Origin of the sequence: Yoonia sp. R2-816 (assembly GCF_046762905.1) — a bacterium.
GTDB lineage: Bacteria > Pseudomonadota > Alphaproteobacteria > Rhodobacterales > Rhodobacteraceae > Yoonia.
Map to the genome: position 1 here is coordinate 37,002 of NZ_JBKQXN010000329.1, position 19,757 is coordinate 56,758.

Below are 19,757 nucleotides of genomic sequence, written 5' to 3' on the forward strand. Positions count from 1 at the left end.
GAACATGAATACCGAGGCATTGGATCTGGGCGAAGACAAGAGCCTGTTGCTTGTCGATGATGATGAGGCGTTTCTGCGTCGTTTGGCGAAGGCGATGGAAAAACGTGGTTTTGAGGTTGAGATGGCCGGATCCGTCGCCGCCGGTCAGGCGATTGCGACGGCCCGCCCGCCTGCTTATGCCGTGGTCGATCTGCGTCTGGAGGATGGAAACGGTCTGGATGTGGTTGAGACGCTGCGCGCACGCCGCCCTGAAAGCCGTGTTGTTGTTTTGACCGGTTATGGTGCGATCGCCACCGCGGTTGCAGCGGTCAAGATCGGGGCCACCGATTATCTGGCCAAACCGGCGGACGCGACCGATGTCACGAACGCGCTGTTGGCGCGCACGGATGAGTTGCCGCCGCCGCCGGAAAACCCGATGAGCGCTGATCGCGTCCGGTGGGAACATATTCAGCGTGTTTATGAGCTTTGTGATCGGAACGTGTCCGAGACGGCGCGCCGTCTGTCGATGCATCGCCGTACATTGCAGCGCATTCTAGCCAAGCGCAGCCCGCGTTAGACCCCGATATAGCGATGGGTGATGTCGGTGTCGAGATCATTGATCGAGCCTGACCAGACGGTTTCGCCCCGCTGAACGATTGCGGCGTTGTCAGCGATCTGTCGCAGTTCCTTCAGTGATTTGTCGATGACCAGGATGGCCATGCCTGTTTCCTGCTTCAAGGTGGCGATGGCTGCCCAGATTTCTTGTCTCACCAACGGCGCGAGACCCTCTGTCGCCTCATCAAGGATCAGAAGGCGCGGGTTGGTCATCAGCGCTCGCCCAATGGCCAGCATCTGCTGTTCACCACCTGACAAAGAACCTGCGGATTGCTCACAGCGCTCGGCCAGTCGTGGGAAAAGGGCATTGACCTTACCCTGATCCCAATGGCCTGGGCGTGCTGCGGCGGTGAGGTTTTCGGTGACGGTAAGATTGGTGAAACATCTGCGTCCTTCGGGAACCAGACCAAGCCCAAGCTGTGCGGCCTTATGAGCCGGGAGCCGTGCCAAATCCTGTCCGGCGAACTGGATTTTTCCCGATGTGACAGGAAGAAGGCGGCAGATGGTTTTGACCGTGGTCGTTTTGCCCATACCGTTGCGGCCCATCAAGGCCAGTACCTGCCCTTCGTCGATGTAGAAAGAGATATCGAAAAGCGCTTGTGAGGCGCCATAGCTGGCGGCGACGTTTTCGACGGAGAGAAGCATCAGTCTTCTTCCCCCAGATAGGCTTCGCGGACTTTCGGGTTGCGTCGAATGTCGTCCACACTACCGGTGGCGATGATCTCGCCGTAGACCAGTACGCTAATGCGGTCGGCGAGAGCAAAAACCGCGTCCGTGTCGTGTTCTACAAGCAGAATTGGTGCCTCTTGCCGAAGTTCATGCAGTAGTTGGGTCATCTGTTGCGACCCTTCCGTCCCCAGCCCGGCCATGGGTTCATCCATGATGAAGGCCTTGGGCTTCAGCGTCAGGGCGACGGCGACTTCCAGTTGCCTGCGTTGGCCATGTGACAGTTCTGCCGTGCGGGTGGCGACATGGTCGGACAAGCCGACACGAGCCAGTGCGGTTTCTGCCACCTGCCGCAGGTCTTGCCGTTTCAGCGCTGCACCAAAGAAGGCCCATGGTTTGCCGCTGGCACCCAAAGCGCCGAGGATAGCGTTTTGAAGCACCGTGTCTTCCATCGCTAGGGCCGAAATCTGAAATGTACGCGCCAAACCGCGCCTTGCGCGCTGGGCGGTTGTCAGGCCGGTTACGTTTTCACCAGCCAGAATGACCTGACCATCATCAGGTCGCAGATTGCCCGCGATCTGCTGGATCAGGGTGGATTTGCCGGCTCCGTTCGGCCCGATGAGCGCGTGGATTTCGCCGGGCTGCAGATCTAGCGTCACGTTCTTGCTGGCCTGTAATGCCCCGAATGCCTTGCTGATGCCGATTGTCTGCAGAACAGGATCAGTCATGCGCGACCTCGCGACCTGCGAGGATGCCGATAATGCCGCCGCGGGCGAACAGGACGATCAGCAAAAGCAGAAGGCCGAGGTATATGTGCCAGAAATCCGACAGCCCGCCGAGGATATGTTCGAGCAGGATGAAAAGTGCCGCGCCGACCACAGGCCCGAACAACCGGGCCGTGCCGCCCAAGATGATGAACACGATGATTTCGCCACTTGTCTGCCAACTGAACATTGTTGGGCTGACGAAACGGTTCAGATCGGCAAAAAGCGCACCTGCCAGCCCGGTGATCATCCCTGACAGGGTGAACGCCAGAAGACGCAGCCGGTAGGGTGATAATCCGATGGTTTCGACCCGTGTCGCCGATTGGCGCGCGGCGTTGAGCGCAAGGCCGAAGGGCGATTTTGCGAGGCGCGCCGTCAGCAACAGCGCGAGCGCCATGATCACGAAGACGATGATGTAAAACTGGATCGGGTCGAGCGTGTTCAGGCCGGGAAAGTTGTTGCGGACGTAGATCGACAGCCCGTCCTCGCCCCCGTAGGCAGGCCAGCTGATGGAGAAGAAAAAGAACATCTGGCCAAATGCGAGGGTGATCATGATGAAATAGACGCCGGATGTCCGCAGGCTGAGCGCCCCGATGGCCAGTGCCGCGAGACCTGAGGTGATCATGGCCACTAGCCAGATCACGATCATGGATTTGGTACCCTCAATCAGAAATGGAGTCTCAAGGATAGGATCATAGCTTTGCGCGTGGCTGGCCAGAATGCCCATGGCATAGCCACCGATCCCGAAAAACGCGGCATGACCAAGGCTGACAAGCCCACCCAGCCCAAGGGCGATGTTCAGGCCGATACCGGCCAGAGCCAGAATGGCAGCTTTCGTAGTTAGCGTGATGATGAAGGGCTCATCGGTCATCCATGCCCAAAGCGGGACAAGGATGAAACCAACCATGATCAGGCTGTTGATCTGGGTTTCGCGGCTCATGCGCGTGCCCCGAAAAGACCTGTTGGTTTCATGATCAGCACGACGGCCATGAGAATGTAGATCAGCATGGATGCGAGCGCCGATCCGGTTGATGCCGCGGCGGATGTCGACATGAATTGACTAAAGAGCAGTGGTAGTAGAACGCCCGCAAGCGTGTCCGTCAGCCCCACCAGAATGGACCCTATCAAGGCCCCCTTGATTGATCCGATCCCGCCGATGACGATGACGACAAAGGCGAGGATCAGTACGGGTTCGCCCATCCCGACCTGCACGGACTGGATTGCACCCACCAGTGCCCCGGCCAGCCCAGCGAGCGCTGCGCCCAGCGCGAACACGATTGTATAAAGCTTTGAGATGTCCACACCGAGTGCTGCGATCATTTCCCGATCGTTTTCACCGGCGCGGATCTGAATGCCGAGCCGGGTTCGGCTGATCAGAAGAAAAAGCCCCACGGCGATGAGGAGGCCCACTGCAATAAGTGTCAGGCGATAGAGCGGGTATTGGATGCCACCGGGCAGCGTGATGGGACCTGACAGGTATTCGGGGATGCTGAGATAAAGCGGGAAGGAGCCGAAAACCCAGCGCGTCCCTTCGGAGAAGATGAGGATGAGCGCGAAAGTGGCGAGCACCTGATCAAGGTGATCGCGGTCATAGAGCCGCCTGATGATCAGAAGTTCAACCAAAGCCCCGGCGGCTGCGGCAGCGGCCAGAGCGGCGGCAAGCGCCAGAAGGAATGACCCTGTGGCCCCGGCCACGGCTGCAGCCGCAAAAGCCCCAACCATGAATAGCGATCCGTGTGCCAGATTGATCAGCCCCATGACCCCGAAGACAAGCGTAAGCCCGGCTGCCATAAGAAACAGCATCACGCCCAATTGCAGGCCGTTCAAAACCTGCTCGGCCAAGAGGATTAGCGACATGAATATCTCTCGTGACAGTGCGCTGGGCGGAACGCCGGTCGTCCGCCCAGCCTGATCGCTTTGCTAGAACGAACACTCAGCGGCGTATGCGTCACCATGACTTTCAAGCGCCGTGCCAATGATCTTGTTGGTGTAGATGTCACCTTCCTTGATCACCTCGCGCACATAGATGTTCTGGATGGGGTGATTATTCGGCCCGAACGCAAAGTCACCGCGTGTGCTTTCGAAATTGGCCGATTGTAGAGCAGCCCGGAACGCATCCTGATCGTTGATATCCGCAGTTTCCATCGCGCTGAGCAACAGGTTGGCGGTGTCGAAGCCTTGGCTGGCGTAAAGCGATGGTAGCCGTCCATATTCGGCCTGGAAGCTTTCCACGAACGCGACATTCGCGGGGTTGTCGAGGTCTTTGTTCCATTGCGATGTGTTCACGACGCCCACAGCGGCATCGCCCACAGCTTGCAGAATACCCTGGTCAAAGCTGAACGCCGGGCCAACTACGGGTATATCGACGCCGCTATCCGCATATTGCTTGAGGAACGAGATCCCCATGCCGCCAGGCAGGAAGAAGAATACGCTGTCTGCACCGGACGCCCGGATTTGTGCAATTTCAGAAGCGTAGTCGGTTTGGCCAAGTTCGGTAAAGAGCTCGCCTGCCAATTCACCTTCGTAGAGGCGTTTGTAACCGGTTAACGCGTCCTGACCTGCGGGATAGTTGGGCGCGAGAATGAACGAATTGCTGTAGCCGGCCGTATTGGCATAAGCGCCCGCAGCCTCGTGCAGGTTGTCGTTCTGCCAGGCAACGTTGAAGTAGTTCGGATGACATCCACGCCCGGCAAGAGCGGATGGACCTGCATTGGGTGACAAGTAGAATTTGTCTTGCGCGACAGCGCCCGGCACAACTGCCATGGCGAGGTTTGACCAGATAATCCCCGTCAGCACATCCACTTTTTCGGACTGGATCATCTTGTCAGCCAATTGCACCGCGACGTCGGGTTTGCGCTGGTCGTCTTCGATGATGACTTCGACATTTTCATTGCCTGACTGGGCAATGGCCAGCATGAAGCCGTCACGGACGTCGATGCCGAGGCCAGCGCCGCCGCCGGACAGCGTGGTGATCATCCCGACTTTGACGCCGCCATGCCCATCGGCAAGACTGATTGTGCCGATGGCGGACAGCGCCATCGCAGCTACAAGTTTCTTAATCATTATTGTTCACTCCCCTAGGTATTCATTCTTTGCTGTATGGAACGCTTGCTGGATCGAAATGGTCAAGGGCAGAGCGACTGTTTTTTGCAGTTTTTCGTTGTGGTTGAGTTAGCGAGCCGGTCACTATCGCCGCACCCGACGCTTGGCTTTGGCGGGCTGATTGTCTGGAAGCGGGCTGATGCCCCCGGTAGTTGCTGTCACCTCGTCCATAGGGTGTTTGCGTCGCTTTCTGACCTTCAGCGCCGGCGCAGCGGTCGGTACCGGATCGACGTTGGGTACGATGCTGACGGCGGGCTCTTCGTTGCGCCGGGACGCTTCGCTAGCCTCAATGTAGCGTCCCATCAGGGCCCCGGCGATCAGGAGCGTGATGGGGCGCAGTGATGAGTTTGGCAGAAGGTCAACAAGGTTGGCGGCAAGGACAATAGAAAGGCCTGCGGTCGCAATCGAGATATCCAACCGTCGCCGGTTCAGTGCCAACAGGATGATTGGGATCGTGATCAGACCAAACCGGGCGATGTAGCCAAACCAACCGAATGTGCCGATGAAGATGATCCAGGCGCCATCCGTTACGCTGAGGTTCCGCCCTGTATAGATATCGTAAACCATATTACGCCCCCAACTCCCCCAGCCGAAGAGCGGTTTTTCGTTGGCTTTTTCGAGCAATCGATCTTCGTTATCGAGCCGGAACTTCAAAGATTGCGCGCGATCTTCGCTGTAACTGAGGGCGATTTCATGGATTTCCTCGGTCGGGACGTAACCGGCGCCACGCAGCATGGGATAAAGGATCACGACCCCTGCGAGTATCGCCGCAACCAACAGCTGCCCCCTTGTTTTTGTGAGGAACACAAAGGGCAGAAGGGCCAAGCTGATCAGCAATGCGCCAACGCTTTTGGCGAGAACCAAGGTAAACAACAACCAACCAAGAGAGAGCAACCAAACAGACGCGTTGGTGGCCGTCTTGCGAGAATGCCGCCAAAGCGCTCCGGCAGCCAGAACACACATCGACAGCAAAATGCCGAGCGACAGCCCGTGGTCGAGAAAGACCAGTGGACGAAAACCCCCGGCCCGCATGTGCTGCAGAAACGAACTTGCGGTGAAGCCGTAAAGCGTGCGGTTGAGTTGGGGACTCATCCGGACTTCCCACAACGCCAGAAGGGAGTATCCAAGAAGAGCGATACAGAGCACCTTCAGAATAACCACGTGGCTTTCCGGGCTGCTGAGATATCGTCGCCCCAACCAGAACGGGAGCAGGAAAAAGAGAGTGAACCCCAGCATCGAAAGGGTGTCGTAGGGTCGCAGGCCGGGCAGAACCAAGGGACCGGCAAAGATCGGATCGCTGTTTGTCAGCACTGTCAGCACTGGGGCCATCAAAATCATGGCGTAGACCAGCATCAGGATGATCCTGCCTCGTGATTTCCTGACCGGTTTGGCTTCGCTTGTCGACGTTGTGGCTGTGTCGTTCCACCGGTTGGCCTGTTTTTCCTGCCGTAACTTTAGCCAGCACATGATGGCGACCGACAGCGACGTCAGTTCGAATTTTGTGATGGTCGGAATAGCGGGAAGGTCAAACCCCATACGTGCGGGCAGAAAGAGATAACCCAGCACCATTGACCACATCAACGCCGGCACCAGTGGTTGCTTGCGGAAGATGACAAAAACAACCAACGGCCAGGAATAAAAGACAATATGCGCAATAATGTTGGGCATGAGGGTTTAAACCATCTTTGTGATAGACGTGGCCAGTGAAAAGACTTCAACACTATGTTTGCCACGCATACCGGTGTCAGCCTGAAAACGAAACCGGCACAAATCTGTTGGCTTGATCATGAATCATCGCTATGGACCCCGCGATGACAAAGACCTCTCCGATTACTGGCGTTGTGGCCATCGGGCGCAACGAAGGCGAACGCCTGAAGCGATGTCTGAGATCCGTTGTTGGTGAAGATGTCCCGGCCGTCTATGTCGATTCAGGGTCCAGTGATGACAGCGTCGCGTTTGTGGACAAGATGGGTGTTCCGATTGTCGATCTGGATATGTCTATTCCCTTTACCGCGGCTCGTGCGCGGAATGCTGGCTATGAGAAGCTTGTCAGCCTGCACCCGGAATTGGATTTTGTTCAATTTGTTGACGGAGATTGCGAGGTTGTCGAGGGATGGCTGGCTGAGGCGGCGGCGACATTGCAAGATGACGAAAAACTCGGTGTTGTCACCGGCTGGCGATCCGAGATCAAGCCGGATGAAACCGTTTATAACGCAATCTGTCACGATGAATGGCGCGCCCCGGCGGGGCCCATCGAAGCATGTGGCGGTGATATGATGGTGCGTCGTGCCGCCTACGATCAGATTGGCGGGTTCAATGATACCGTGATTGCCGCAGAGGATGATGAGTTTTGCATTCGCATTGGTGCTGCGGGATGGAAGTTGCTTCGCCTGCCACGGGAAATGACCCGGCATGATGCTGCGATCTATCGCTTTGGCCAATGGTGGAAGCGCGCGGTCAGGGCCGGACACGGGTTTGCGCAGGTTGGCGACATGCACAAGGGGTATTTTGCGGCCCCGCGGCGGCGTGTCCTGTTTTATGCCGTCGTACTTCCTTTGCTTTCGGTTGTGGGTCTATTGGTCTGGTGGCCGTTGGTAACGGTTGCCGCTTTGATCTATTTGGCGTCATTTGCAAAAACAACGATGAGCCTTATCAGAGCAGGAAAGACCGTCGGTCCGGCGATGCACCATGCTTTGTTCATGGTGTTGTCAAAATTTCCGAACCTGATCGGGTTCATACAGTATTACCAGCGCAAGCACCGCGGTTCAGAGATGCGGATTATTGAGTACAAGTAGCTTTTTGAGGATGATTGATGACAGCCAAAGAATTACGCGTAGGCCTTATCGGGGCCGGGTATATTGCCTCCCGTCATGCCACCGCTGTTGAGCAGAGCAAGCAAGGCCGCGTGACGGCTGTTTGTGATGTGTCCAATACCGCGGCTCGGGAGTTTGCGGATTCGATAGGTGCTGCGCCCTTTACCTCGGTTGACGAGATGATTGCGGCGCAGGTCTGCGACGTAGTTCACATTCTGACACCGCCCCAGACCCATGCTGCCCTTGCGGTCAAATGCCTTGAGGCAGGGCTGAACGTGTTTGTGGAAAAGCCCTTTGCGCTGTCCAGTGATGAAACGAAAGCGATCTTGCAGGCTGAACAGGCGTCAGGTGGTCAGGTTGCGGTTTGTCACAACTTTCTGGGATTGCCGTCCTATGGTAGGCTCAAGCGGTTGATCAATGATGGCAGTGTCGGGCGGATTGATGCGGTCGAGGTGAATTGGCGGTTTCCGCTGACGCCGTTGCGGTCTGGTCCTTACAATCTGTGGATGCTGCGCGAGCCGCAAAACCTTCTTTTTGAGATTGGGCCACATCTTTTTGCATTTGCCACCGATCTTGCGGGCGAATTGACGGATGTGCAGGTTGCAGTCGGCAAGCCGATTGCATTGCCCGGAAACCTTGGCGTCCGCCACCAGACATGGCGTGTTTTGGCAAAGGCAGGATCGGTTGATGTAGCGATAAACATCTCTCTGGTTGAAGGCGTTGATGACAGGTCTGTCTACGTCCGCGGCACCAATGCGATTGCACGGCTGGACTACGGCCAAGATACGCTGAACCTGCGCTACGAGAATGCGGCGGAGCTAGTGATCAGCCCGCTGTCGCTGCAGTTGTCGCAGGCCGGTCAGAGTATCAGGAATGGCGTTGTGAATGCTGCCAAGCAGTTGGTGTCGTTGAACCGCAAGAATCCATATGACCTGAGTTTCACCAATACCGTTCAGAACGTTTACGATGCGTTCGTGGCGGGCAATGCGATGGATCCACGATATTCTGGAGCGACCGCTGCGCTGGTCGTGAAGAACATCGAAGCTGTCGTTCATGGTGCGGGTGATGCGGTGATTGCGCCGCAAGTGGCACCGGTGACTGGTCAGCCAGACCCAACGGTTCTTGTCGTGGGCGGGACCGGGTTTATCGGCCGCCATTTGACTCGATCGCTTGTCGCTGCGGGTTATGATGTGCGGGTTTTGTCGCGCGGTTCTGGTGGTCCGTTTTCGGATATTCCTGACCGGGTGGAGATGTTTTCCGCGTTATTGAAGGACGCCGATAGCCTTGCCCGCGCCATGGAGGGCATCAAAGTTGTTTATCATCTGGCCAAGTCGGACAATGCCACCTGGGACGGTTATCTGGAAAATGATGTGGCTGTCACGGAACGGCTGGCCGAGGCCGCGCTGGCCGCTGGCGTGGATCGCTTCATCTACACCGGCACGATCGCGTCTTACGATATGTCCGATCCGTCAAAGACCATTACCGAGGCGTCCGGATTTGGCGACGATATTGAGGAGCGCAATCTTTACGCCCGCGCCAAGGCGCTGAGCGAGGAGCGGTTGTTGGAGATGCACGAAGCGCGCGGTCTGCCGCTTGTCATTGCGCGGCCTGGCATTGTGATCGGTAAGGGCGGCCCGTTGCAGCATTGGGGCATTGGCAAGTGGAATGGTGCCGGGGCCGTTCAGTTATGGGGTAGTGGCCGAAACATCCTGCCTTTCGTTCTGATCGACGATGTGTCTGATGGCCTGATCCGCATGATCGATAACGACAAGGCGCTGGGCCAGTCTTATAACCTGATCGGTGAGCCGATGCTGACCGGGCGCGGCTATTTCGATGCCATTCATCAGTCGATGAACGCGCGGTTACGGGTGAAATCTTCGTCATTCATGATGCTACATCTGACCGAAAAACTTAAATATACGTTGAAAGACAAGGTGTTGCGTAAGCGGAACCTGTCGAAGATTTCATTGGCCGACTGGAAATCGCGTGGCCACCTTTCGCCGTTTGACAATGCCAAGGCGAAGACCGATCTGGGCTGGCAGCCGGTGCAGGACAAGGATGAATTCGTGCGCCGCGCGATTGTTGAGGCGAATCTGTTCGGATTTTAAGGGCGCAATGTGCCCTGTTCGCTTTGGTCGCGCAGGACTTGCAATAACCAAGCGGCCTCTTTGTCGATATCGAAATCGTCGGTGACCTTTTGGCGCCCTGCCTGCCCCATCTGTTTGCAGCGCGCCGGGTCTGACAGGAGTTGGTCGAGCCGATCTGTGAGTGTTGCCACGTCCCCGGGTGGGGTCAGGAAGCCGGATACGCCTTCCTCGACAAGCTCGGAAATCCCGGCGACGCGGGATCCGATGACGGGAATGTGGCTGGCCATCGCTTCCATGAGCACGACCGGCACGCCTTCGGCGAAGCTGGGCAGGACCAGCATATCCGCGTCTTCCAGCATAGCGGCGACCTCTGCCTGGGTTTTGTAGCCGGCAAAGGTGGTATTGTCGGTTATGCCGAGACTGCCTGCTTGCGCTTCGAGCGATTTTCGCGCGGCACCGTCACCGATGATGGTGAGCGTGGCGTCGGGGTGTTTGGTTTTGATATTGGCGAAGGCTTCCAACAGAAACGGCCCGCCTTTGACGGCATCCAACCGCCCGACGAACAGGATGCGTTTGCCGAAATCTGTGCGGGTCTTGCGACCGTAATTCTCGGGTTGTACACCGCAATGCACGATCTTGACCTTGTGCCAGTGGCTTTGATCCGAGAACAGCATGAGCTGTGACCGGCAGAAGTGGCTGATGCTGATGACGTGTTTGGCGCGGGCGATCTTTTCATCAATCCGCCAGTGCATGGGTTCGAAAAAGATCGCTGGCCCATGTTCGGTGAAGCTGAAGGGAATTCCTGAGATTTCGCTGGTCAGCATGGCGACCGAGCAGCTTGAATTGCCGAAATGGTTGTGCAGATGCACAACACCTTTGCGCTTCAGATACTGGGCGAGGACGCCTGCCTCTGCGAAGTAGAAGAGTTGGTAAAGAAGCGCCTTCAAGCCGGGTTGGCGGGTGCGGAACGCCAGCCGCAGTGCGGAAAACCAATGTCCGGGTGCGTGTTTGAGCGCCGCCAGATGCGCGCCGATCAGCCTGTGCGGGGCCTTGGCCGTTTCCAGAATGCAGAAGGTGGACGCCTGTTCTTCCAACTGGTCGTTAACAACATCTGCCGGTTTGGCGCGCCGTACCGTACAGGTGAGGATATCTGCACCGTGGGCCCGAAGTGCCGCAACCTCGCGCTGGATGAACGTGTGCGAAACCTTGGGGTATTCCCCTGTCAGATAGGCGATTTTGCCGGATGTATTGGCGTTGGGCATGCTAAAAATACTCGTTTTTCATAATACTTGCTAAATCGGATAGCGCGCCTTTCATGTCAAAGAAATTCATCGGCCGCGGGTCCAGTCGGTCGATTTGCGGCCCATCCGCACCATGATGTGGACGGTCAGGTAGACCAGAAACCCAATGGGCGCGCGCGCAAAAAGGCGGATTATGTCCTGCGGTTGTAGCCGCGCCTTACCTTCGTTTGCCGTCAGTTCGGGGTAGAGTTTGTTGACCTCTGCCACGCCGATATCCTGACGCCGCCGCACCTTGATCAGGTTTTGCAGGCCTTCGACCATGGGCCAATGATACCGCGCCGGAACTTCGATCCGTTCGTGGGGTGCAAATTGCAGCCGGACATAGGTGTCATCGGAGATGATATCGGGGAATTTGCCCCAGCGCGCCCGACCGGCAGCGTTTACGGCAAAGAGTCCAGCACCAACGGCGCTTGATTTGATGAACGGTAGCTGCGTCCAGATCTTTGCATAGGCGCGGGTGACCCAGCTTCTTGCCGGGGCAACGACCAGTGTGCCTGTCGCGTATCGCGCGTCGGGTTCAGCGAGGGCCGTGCGAAGCTGACCGATCAACGCAGGATCGCAGATGACATCGGCGTCCAGGTAGACGCGGTTTGTGCCTTTGGCCAGAGCGTCAGCGGTATTCAGCGCGCCGAGTTTGCCGCCATCGGCCAGATCAAGAACGATTAGATCCCACCCTTTGTCGGCAAATGATTGTGTCATTGCTTTTGCGATCGGAACAGTTTGGTCGGTGCAGGAATTCGCGGCGACGATCACCTCAACCGGGCCTGATTCATCTTGTGCCAGTAGCGCGGTCAGGCAGTCTGTGATCAGCTTTTCCTCGTTCCGGGCGGCGATGATCACGGTGATGATGGTGTCAGTCATGCCAAACTTTCAAACCGTATACCCGGCCTGTTATGGACGGTATCGGATGTATTGGACAGACTGGTCGCGCTGTGCGATGAAAGATGCTGTTTGAAAAAGTCATAATGAACGTCAGGATTTGTTGTGCGTGAGAGTGTTGCGTCATCTGAACAGGTAATCAATGGCACAGGCCCGTTGGCGCTGGTGAATTTTCCTGATCGGCAAGCGTTTCTTGATGATGTCGCTGCCCGGCTCCAGCAAAAACAGGGATTTACGGTTGCCACCCTAAACCTTGATCACATCGTGAAGATGCGGCAAGACGCCCGATTTGCCGAGGCCTATGCCGGTCACAGTCATGTGGTCGCTGACGGCAACCCGATTGTCTGGTTGTCGCGTCTGGCTGGTCGCAAGGTTGATCTGATGCCGGGGTCGGAGCTGATTGCGCCGTTGGGGGCAATCGCGGCCAAACAGGATGTTCCAATCGCGATGTTGGGGGCGACGCAGGAGACACTGGACCTTGCTGCGGACCGCCTGAAGGAAGACCATCCGAGGCTGCAGGTTGTGGCTCGGATTGCGCCGGCCTTTGGTTTTGATCCTTTGGGGGATGCCGCTGCGGCAGCATTGCATGAGATCGACCAGTCAGGAGCTGGACTGTGTTTTCTAGCGCTGGGCGCGCCGAAACAAGAGATTTTGGCGGAGCGTGGTGCAAGTCTCGCGCCAGATTGCGGTTTTGTGTCTATCGGCGCCGGTCTGGATTTTATCGCTGGTCACCAGAGACGCGCGCCGGTTTGGGTGCGCCGGATCGCGATGGAATGGCTTTGGCGTATTCTGACAAATCCGCGACGTCTGGTAAAACGCTATGCCCTGTGTTTTGCCATTCTGCCCGGTCTTGTTGTGTCATCGCTTCGCCAGCGCCGGACGTGATTTTCGCACAGACTGGCGGATTTGTCTGACATAGGTTGGTCGGGAAAACATGACTGTTTTGGCAGGGTTGCTGCGTTTAACACTTCAATAGCAGCTGAGGATTGGGTAGTTTTGTCCCGTTACGGGCAAGGAATTTGAAGAAACTGGCGAGAGTCGCGAAGTAGACCTTCTGTGTCTCAAATTTGCCAAAAGACTGATTTATGCCGGGATTGTTGGTCCCGAAGGGAAGTATAGACGTAATGAGTATGGACGGACGCGAAAACGACATTGCGATTGTCGGGATGGCTGCGCATTTGCCCGGTGCTGAGGCTGTGGCGACCTATTGGCAGAACCTCAAGGCTGGCAAATCGTCGATCCGCAAGCTGGATGAGGCTGCGTTGCTTGAGGCGGGCGAAAGCCCCGATCGGATGCGTCATCGCAACTATGTCCCTGCTGCCGCCACCCTTGACGGGTTCGAGATGTTCGATGCCGATTTCTTTGGCTTCAGCCCCAAGGAAGCGGCGATCATGGATCCCCAGCATCGCCAGTTTCTGGAAGTGTCTTGGGAAGCGTTTGAGGATGCGGGGCATCCGCCCGAGAAATTCAGTGGCCCCATTGGGGTTTTTGCGGGCTGCGGCATGGGCAGCTATTTCTATTTCAACATTTGTTCGAACCCTGATCTGGTGCAAAGCACCGGTATGTTCCTGTTGCGTCATACCGGCAATGACAAGGATTTCATGTCGACCCGGGTTAGCCATGTTTTCGACTTGCATGGTCCGTCGATCAACATGCAGACCGCCTGTTCGACATCGTTGGTTGCAACCCATTACGCCTGTCAGTCCCTGTTGAACGGTGAATGCGACATGGCGCTGGCCGGTGGCGTGACCATCGAGCTGCCGCACGGGCGGGGGTATATTTTCGAGGATGGCGAGATCCTGTCACCCGATGGTGAGTGTCATGCGTTCGATCATCGCGCCGAGGGTACGGTTTTTGGATCCGGTGCCGGTGCCGTCGTGCTGCGCCGACTGGAGGATGCGATTGCCGATGGCGATCATATCTGGGCAGTGATCAAGGGGTCGGCGGTCAATAATGATGGGTCGGCCAAGGCGGGCTATTTGGCACCTAGTGTCCAAGGACAGGCCGCCGCGATTTCGGAGGCGCACGCGATGGCGGGCGTTTCCGCTGATACGATTGATTATGTCGAATGCCACGGCACCGGCACCTATCTGGGTGATCCAATCGAAGTTGCCGCCCTGACCAGCGCCTTCCGCGAAACCACCGACGAAAACCAGTTCTGCAAGATCGGGTCGGTCAAGACCAATATCGGCCATCTGGATACGGCTGCCGGTGTGGCGAGCGTCGTCAAAACGGCGATGTCGCTGCATCACAAGCAGATCCCGCCAAGCCTGGGGTATGAGGCGCCGAACCCGTCGATTGATTTCGAAAACAGCCCGTTCAGCGTAAATGCGACACTGGCCGATTGGACGTCGCACAAGGGTCCACGCCGGGCCGGGGTCAATTCGCTGGGTGTAGGCGGGACAAATGCCCATGTGATCCTTGAGGAAGCACCCGAACGCGTGGCGTCGGAGGAATCCGACTGGCCTTTTCACATTCTGACGATCTCTGGCCGGTCAAAATCGGCGTTGGATGCTAATACCAGTGCGCTTGCCGCCTATTTGCGCGATAACCCCGATCTGCCATTGGCCGATGTGGCGTTTACGCTGAAGGAAGGTCGCCGCGCCTTTGAAAAACGCCGTGTTGTCGTGGCAGAAACGGCGACAGAGGCAGCCGCGCTGTTGGAAGAAGCCGATCCGCGTCGTGTCTTTACCCATTCGGAACTGACCAACCCCGATGTGGTTTTTATGTTCCCCGGCGGCGGCGCGCAATATGTGAACATGGCGCGCGATCTGTACGAGACGGAGCCGGTTTTTCAGGACTGGATGGATCGCGGTCTGGATATCCTGCAACCGAAGCTGGACTACGATATTCGCGCGCTTTGGCTGCCGGAACCGGGCGATGAAGACGTAGTTGCACAGGCCCTGCAAAAGCCGTCCGTCCAACTGCCCCTGATCATGATCACCGAATATGCCCTGGCGCAATTGTGGATGTCTTGGGGGGTGGAGCCCGCCGCCCTTGTCGGTCATTCCATGGGGGAAAATACGGCGGCCTGTCTGGCGGGCGTCATGTCGTTCGAGGATTGTATAGGACTGGTGTTGCTGCGCGGGCAGCTGTTTGACACCGTACCTGCGGGGGGCATGCTTAGCGTGCCGCTGTCACTGGACGATCTGCAACCCTACATGGCCGATGATCTGGATATCGCCAGCGTCAATGCGCCGGGGCTGACGGTCGTCTCTGGCCCCCAAGCAGCCCTTGATGCTCTGGCCGAAAGGCTGACGCAGGCCGAGATTGAAAGCCAGCGCATCCAGATCGACATCGCCGCTCATTCGCGGATGCTGGAACCGATCCTTGGCCGGTTCCATGATTATCTGGCGTCGATCCCGCTGAACCCGCCGCAGATACCGATCATCTCGAACCGCAGCGGTGTGGTGCTGACCGAAACAGAGGCCACCGACCCCGCCTATTGGGTCGCCCATCTGCGCAATACGGTGAATTTCGCCGATTGCATCTCGACGCTGAGTGAAAAGGCCGACCGGATCTATATTGAGGTCGGTCCCGGAAAGGCGCTGAGTTCGCTGACCCAGACCCATGGCGCGGTGCCGGGCCAGCAGGTGATCAGCACCTTGCGTCACCCGCAGCAGGACATCGCGGATGATGCCTATTTCATCAGCGTTTTCGGACGGTTCTGGGCGCTGGGCTATGATCTGGACTGGTCGCAGATCTGGGGTGAGGCCAAGCGGTATCGCCTGCCGCTGCCGACTTACGCGTTCCAGCGCAGCCCCTATTTCATTGAGCCGGGCAAGGCTGAAACCGCTGCGCCCGCCACGTTGCCGATGCGGATCGAGGATGTTGAAAACTGGGGGTATCGCCCGGTCTGGCATCACCGTCTGCCCCATATCGATGTCGCAATCGATGGCAGTCTGAGCGTTGATGGCGCTGCGATCACCCCGCAAAGCTGGCTGATCTTCATGGATGATGCCGGTTTGGGTGCCAAGCTGTCCGCCCGGCTACGTGATGCAGGACATGCAGTGACAGAGGTGCGGGCCGGCGACAGTTTCGGGCGCGATGCGGATGGGCACTATGTGCTGGCACCTGAACGCGGCCGTGAAGGATACGATCAACTGATCGCGGATTTGCTGGCGCGTGGTCAGGCACCATCGCGGATCGTGCATTTGTGGCTTGTGACTGCGGCTGAAACGTTCCGGCCCGGCGGTAGTTTCTTCCACCGCAATCAGGAGCAGGGGTTCTATAGCCTGATGTTTCTGGCGCAGGCATTGTCCGATGAAAGCCTGCCCAAGCCGTTGCATATCACTGCGGTGACCAGCGGTGCAGTCAGCGTGAATGGCGAACCGCTGCCCTATCCCGAGAAATCGACCATCCTTGGACCGGCCCGTGTGATGCCGCGTGAATTGCCGGGGGTGACCTGTGCGGTTCTTGATGTGGTTTTGCCAAAGGGCCGCAGAGGGAACCTTGACGGTTTGGCGGATAGTCTTTTGCAGGATGTATTGGCCAAGCCAGCGAATAGCGTAGCGGCGTATCGCGATAGTAAGCGGCTGGAGCTGTCGTATGAGGCCGCGCCGCTTGAGGAACCGGAGGAACCCGCAATCCGCGATGGAGCGGTCTGCCTGATCACTGGTGGTTTCGGGGGCATCGGCCTGACGCTTGCCGAAGACCTGATTGTCAATCATAAGGCCAAGATCGTTCTGTTATCGCGCAATCCATTGCCGGACCCTGAGGATCGTGACGCTTATATGCGCGATAACGGGCCTTTTGACAGTATCTCGCGTCGCATCGCCGCCGTTCAACGGCTGGAGGCTCTTGGCGCAGAGGTCATGATTGCCGCCGCGGATGTCTGCAATCTGGAAGACATGCGCGATATTGTCGATCAGGTCAAAGCACGCTTTGGCGGTCTGGATGTTGTCATTCACGGGGCTGGTGTCATTGCCGATGCGCCGCTTTTGACCAAGGACCAGTTCGAGGTTGAGGCCGTATTTGCCCCCAAGATCCACGGCACGCAGGTGCTCAACACCCTGTTCCCGGATGGATCGCTGGATTTGATGGTCGTCTTTGCATCATCCAGTACCGTTACTGCCCCCGCTGGGCAGGTCGATTATGTGGCCGCAAACGCCTTTCTGAATGCTTTTGCCAATAGCCGTCAGGGTGGCAAGACCAAGGTGATCGCGATCAACTGGGGGATCTGGTCAGAGGTCGGTATGGCCGCCGATGCCATGGCTGAACGGCTGGGTAATCAGGCTCCCGCACCTGCCCTGCCCGTCGATGCGCCGTTACTGGATGAAACCTCTTTCGACCGCGACGGAAACCGGGTGTTCACGGCCACATATGACATCAGCCGCTGGATCATTGGCCAGCACCGCACCAGCGACGGGCAGGCATTGCTGCCCGGCACCGGCTATCTGGAACTGATTGCTGAAGCGCTGAGAGCGCAGGGCGAGACGGGTCCGTTTGAGATCAGTGATCTGTATTTCTTCCGCCCGCTTGATGTGGCGGATAGCGGCGGTCGGCAGATGCGGTTGCGCTTGGCCCGGACGGATGCGGGCTATACGGTGACTATTCAAAGCGATGTGCGCGTTGGCAGCCGAGAAGGCTTTGCATTAAATGCGCAGGCCAATGTGGCGCTTGGTAAACGGCCGGTTCCCGCGCCGTTGGAGATTGCGGCGATTGATGCGCGTTGTTCCAACAAGCACGGCGATGATCCCAATGGGCACCGATCACCGCAAGAAGAGCATCTGAATTTTGGTCCACGCTGGCGCGTTCTGCGGACCATGGCTTATGGCGACGGTGAAGGGTTGGCCAGACTGGCGTTGCCAGATGCGTTTCACGGCGATCTAGCAGAGGGCTATCTGCTTCACCCCGCATTGCTGGATCTAGCGACCGGCTGGGCGATGCAGTTGATCGAAGGCTACGAAGCGAAGAACCTGTGGGTGCCCGTGTCCTACGGCAGCGTGCAGGTTTTTGCCCCGCTCCCAGCCGACATCTACAGCCATGTGCGCAATGCCGGGGCGAACACGACGGCCAATCCGTTTGCCAGCTTTGATATCTCGCTGGCGGATGCGGATGGCAATATCTGCATGCAGATCAAAGGATTCACTATTCACCGGCTTGAAGGCGGTTTCGCTGCCACAAAGGCCCCAAGTGCGAGTGAGATCGAGTTCACGGATGCTGATGCGGCCAACGACAAGCCGCTATCGCCTGCAGAGGAGCGTCTACAGCATAACATCAGCCAGGGCATCCAGCCCGTTGAAGGGGCGGACGCGTTTGAACGGGCGCTGGCCAGCGGTCTGGGCCAAGTAGTGATATCCTCGCTTGATCTGCCGACGCTGATTGCACAGGCCAATGTTGTGGACAGTGCTGAGGCCGGTGATGGGCAGAAATTCCAGCGCCCAGAGTTGGACAGCGAATATGTTGCCCCATCCACGGATATTGAACGGACCCTTGTAGGGTTTTGGGAAGATCTTTTGGGTGTCGATCAGGTCGGCGTGGCCGACAGCTTCTTTGATCTGGGCGGTCATTCCCTGATCGCGGTGCGTCTTTTTGCGATGATCAAGAAGGCCTATCGGACCGAATTCCCGATTTCTGTCCTGTTTGAGGCGCCAACAATTGCGCAATGCGCTGCCCTGATCGCGGAACGCACCGGTAGTGACAGTGATACAGCGGTGGATGGTGGGGTTGCGGAGGCCCCGAAACGCCGCTTTACCCATCTGGTCGCGATGCATAAGGGCGAAGGCGGGCCGAAAACACCGTTCTTTCTTGTCGCTGGCATGTTTGGCAATGTCCTGAACCTGCGCCATCTCGCCCATCTGATCGGGCAGGACCGTCCGTTCTATGGGCTTCAGGCGCGCGGCCTTTTGGGGGATCAGCCGCCGCATGAAACATTGGCCGAGGCGGCCGCGGACATGATTGCCGAGCTACGTCAGGTGCAACCGCAGGGGCCCTATATGCTGGGTGGTTTCTCTGGCGGTGGCCTGACTGCTTATGAAATGGCGCATCAGTTGGAGGCAGAGGGTGAGACTGTCAGCCTGCTGGTTATGCTGGATACACCGCTGCCGATGCGGCCTGTCCCGAGTAAAACCGATAAGGCACTGATCAAACTGCATGAGATCAGGCGCAAGGGACCAAATTATCTGGTCGAATGGGCGCGTAACCGTATTGCTTGGGAACTGGGCAAGAAAGACCGTGCGCAGATTGCGCAGGCTGATGACAATCAGTTTCATGATGCTGCGATTGAAGCCGCGTTCTATGCAGCGCTGCCCAAGTTCGACCTGCGTCCGTGGGATGGCAATGTCACCTTGTTCCGGCCACCGCTGGATCGGTATTACAAGGTGTCTGGCGGTCAATGGATCTCGGCAGCCAAGGAATATGTTTACCCTGATAATGATTGGGGTCGTTGGCTGTCAGGGCTCGAGGTGATCGAGGTGCCGGGCGACCATGACAGCATGGTGCTAGAGCCGAATGTGCGCGTGCTGGCGACCAAGATGAAGGCGGCCATCGTAGCGGCCGAAGACGCCGACCCGATCACCGATACCGCCGATCAGATCGCGGCGGAATGAC

Annotated in this window: 13 protein-coding genes; 5 read left to right on the forward strand and 8 right to left on the reverse strand. The window is 57.5% G+C overall.

Features of this window, described 5'->3' with window-relative positions:
* Positions 1-4: 4 nt before the first annotated feature.
* Complete coding sequence (locus ACFWW2_RS24060) at positions 5-556, forward strand: ActR/PrrA/RegA family redox response regulator transcription factor (protein ID WP_393932704.1); 552 nt, start codon at positions 5-7, stop codon at positions 554-556.
* Here the strand turns inward: ACFWW2_RS24060 and ACFWW2_RS24065 are convergent.
* From ACFWW2_RS24065 to ACFWW2_RS24090, 6 genes are all read right to left on the reverse strand, one after another.
* On the reverse strand, positions 553-1,242 hold the full coding sequence (locus ACFWW2_RS24065) for an ABC transporter ATP-binding protein (protein ID WP_393933148.1): 690 nt from the start codon (positions 1,240-1,242) through the stop codon (positions 553-555). The two genes, ACFWW2_RS24060 and ACFWW2_RS24065, sit on opposite strands and share 4 nt — an antisense overlap.
* A complete protein-coding gene (locus ACFWW2_RS24070; protein ID WP_393932706.1) occupies positions 1,239-1,988 on the reverse strand; it encodes an ABC transporter ATP-binding protein in 750 nt (249 codons plus the stop codon). The genes ACFWW2_RS24065 and ACFWW2_RS24070 overlap by 4 nt, the downstream gene beginning before the upstream one ends.
* A complete protein-coding gene (locus ACFWW2_RS24075) occupies positions 1,981-2,964 on the reverse strand; it encodes a branched-chain amino acid ABC transporter permease (RefSeq protein WP_393932708.1) in 984 nt (327 codons plus the stop codon). The genes ACFWW2_RS24070 and ACFWW2_RS24075 overlap by 8 nt, the downstream gene beginning before the upstream one ends.
* Entirely contained in the window at positions 2,961-3,881 is a 921-nt protein-coding gene (locus ACFWW2_RS24080; protein ID WP_393932710.1) for a branched-chain amino acid ABC transporter permease, read from the reverse strand. The genes ACFWW2_RS24075 and ACFWW2_RS24080 overlap by 4 nt, the downstream gene beginning before the upstream one ends.
* Before the next feature lie 63 nt (positions 3,882-3,944).
* Entirely contained in the window at positions 3,945-5,063 is a 1,119-nt protein-coding gene (locus ACFWW2_RS24085; protein ID WP_393933150.1) for an ABC transporter substrate-binding protein, read from the reverse strand.
* Between the two features lie 147 nt (positions 5,064-5,210).
* Positions 5,211-6,794 (reverse strand): hypothetical protein, encoded by a 1,584-nt coding sequence (locus ACFWW2_RS24090; RefSeq protein ID WP_393932712.1) that lies wholly within the window; start codon positions 6,792-6,794, stop codon positions 5,211-5,213.
* 143 nt (positions 6,795-6,937) lie between these two features.
* Between ACFWW2_RS24090 and ACFWW2_RS24095 the strand changes: the two genes are divergently transcribed.
* Complete coding sequence (locus tag ACFWW2_RS24095) at positions 6,938-7,921, forward strand: glycosyltransferase (RefSeq protein ID WP_393932714.1); 984 nt, start codon at positions 6,938-6,940, stop codon at positions 7,919-7,921.
* Positions 7,922-7,938: 17 nt separating this feature from the next.
* Complete coding sequence (locus ACFWW2_RS24100) at positions 7,939-10,047, forward strand: NAD-dependent epimerase/dehydratase family protein (RefSeq protein WP_393932716.1); 2,109 nt, start codon at positions 7,939-7,941, stop codon at positions 10,045-10,047.
* Here ACFWW2_RS24100 and ACFWW2_RS24105 read toward each other — a convergent pair.
* Both ACFWW2_RS24105 and ACFWW2_RS24110 read right to left on the reverse strand, forming a co-directional pair.
* A complete protein-coding gene (locus tag ACFWW2_RS24105) occupies positions 10,044-11,288 on the reverse strand; it encodes a glycosyltransferase family 4 protein (protein WP_393932718.1) in 1,245 nt (414 codons plus the stop codon). The two genes, ACFWW2_RS24100 and ACFWW2_RS24105, sit on opposite strands and share 4 nt — an antisense overlap.
* A 66-nt stretch (positions 11,289-11,354) precedes the next feature.
* Positions 11,355-12,188 carry a glycosyltransferase gene (locus ACFWW2_RS24110; RefSeq protein ID WP_393932720.1) on the reverse strand — a complete coding sequence of 278 codons (834 nt, stop codon included), beginning with the start codon at positions 12,186-12,188 and terminating at the stop codon, positions 11,355-11,357.
* Positions 12,189-12,311: 123 nt separating this feature from the next.
* Between ACFWW2_RS24110 and ACFWW2_RS24115 the strand changes: the two genes are divergently transcribed.
* Both ACFWW2_RS24115 and ACFWW2_RS24120 read left to right on the forward strand, forming a co-directional pair.
* Positions 12,312-13,091 carry a WecB/TagA/CpsF family glycosyltransferase gene (locus tag ACFWW2_RS24115; RefSeq protein WP_393932722.1) on the forward strand — a complete coding sequence of 260 codons (780 nt, stop codon included), beginning with the start codon at positions 12,312-12,314 and terminating at the stop codon, positions 13,089-13,091.
* 239 nt (positions 13,092-13,330) lie between these two features.
* Positions 13,331-19,756, forward strand: a complete 6,426-nt coding sequence (locus ACFWW2_RS24120; protein ID WP_393932724.1) for a type I polyketide synthase — start codon at positions 13,331-13,333, stop codon at positions 19,754-19,756.
* Position 19,757: the final 1 nt, after the last annotated feature.

Excerpts from the sequence above, each read along its gene's own strand:
- ACFWW2_RS24060 (WP_393932704.1), top strand. The coding sequence starts at position 5 with ATGAATACCGAGGCATTGGATCTGGGCGAAGACAAGAGCCTGTTGCTT.
- ACFWW2_RS24070 (WP_393932706.1), bottom strand. The coding sequence starts at position 1,988 with ATGACTGATCCTGTTCTGCAGACAATCGGCATCAGCAAGGCATTCGGG.
- ACFWW2_RS24075 (WP_393932708.1), bottom strand. The coding sequence starts at position 2,964 with ATGAGCCGCGAAACCCAGATCAACAGCCTGATCATGGTTGGTTTCATC.
- ACFWW2_RS24080 (WP_393932710.1), bottom strand. The coding sequence starts at position 3,881 with ATGTCGCTAATCCTCTTGGCCGAGCAGGTTTTGAACGGCCTGCAATTG.
- ACFWW2_RS24085 (WP_393933150.1), bottom strand. The coding sequence starts at position 5,063 with ATGGCGCTGTCCGCCATCGGCACAATCAGTCTTGCCGATGGGCATGGC.
- ACFWW2_RS24090 (WP_393932712.1), bottom strand. The coding sequence starts at position 6,794 with ATGCCCAACATTATTGCGCATATTGTCTTTTATTCCTGGCCGTTGGTT.
- ACFWW2_RS24095 (WP_393932714.1), top strand. The coding sequence starts at position 6,938 with ATGACAAAGACCTCTCCGATTACTGGCGTTGTGGCCATCGGGCGCAAC.
- ACFWW2_RS24100 (WP_393932716.1), top strand. The coding sequence starts at position 7,939 with ATGACAGCCAAAGAATTACGCGTAGGCCTTATCGGGGCCGGGTATATT.
- ACFWW2_RS24105 (WP_393932718.1), bottom strand. The coding sequence starts at position 11,288 with ATGCCCAACGCCAATACATCCGGCAAAATCGCCTATCTGACAGGGGAA.
- ACFWW2_RS24110 (WP_393932720.1), bottom strand. The coding sequence starts at position 12,188 with ATGACTGACACCATCATCACCGTGATCATCGCCGCCCGGAACGAGGAA.
- ACFWW2_RS24120 (WP_393932724.1), top strand. The coding sequence starts at position 13,331 with ATGAGTATGGACGGACGCGAAAACGACATTGCGATTGTCGGGATGGCT.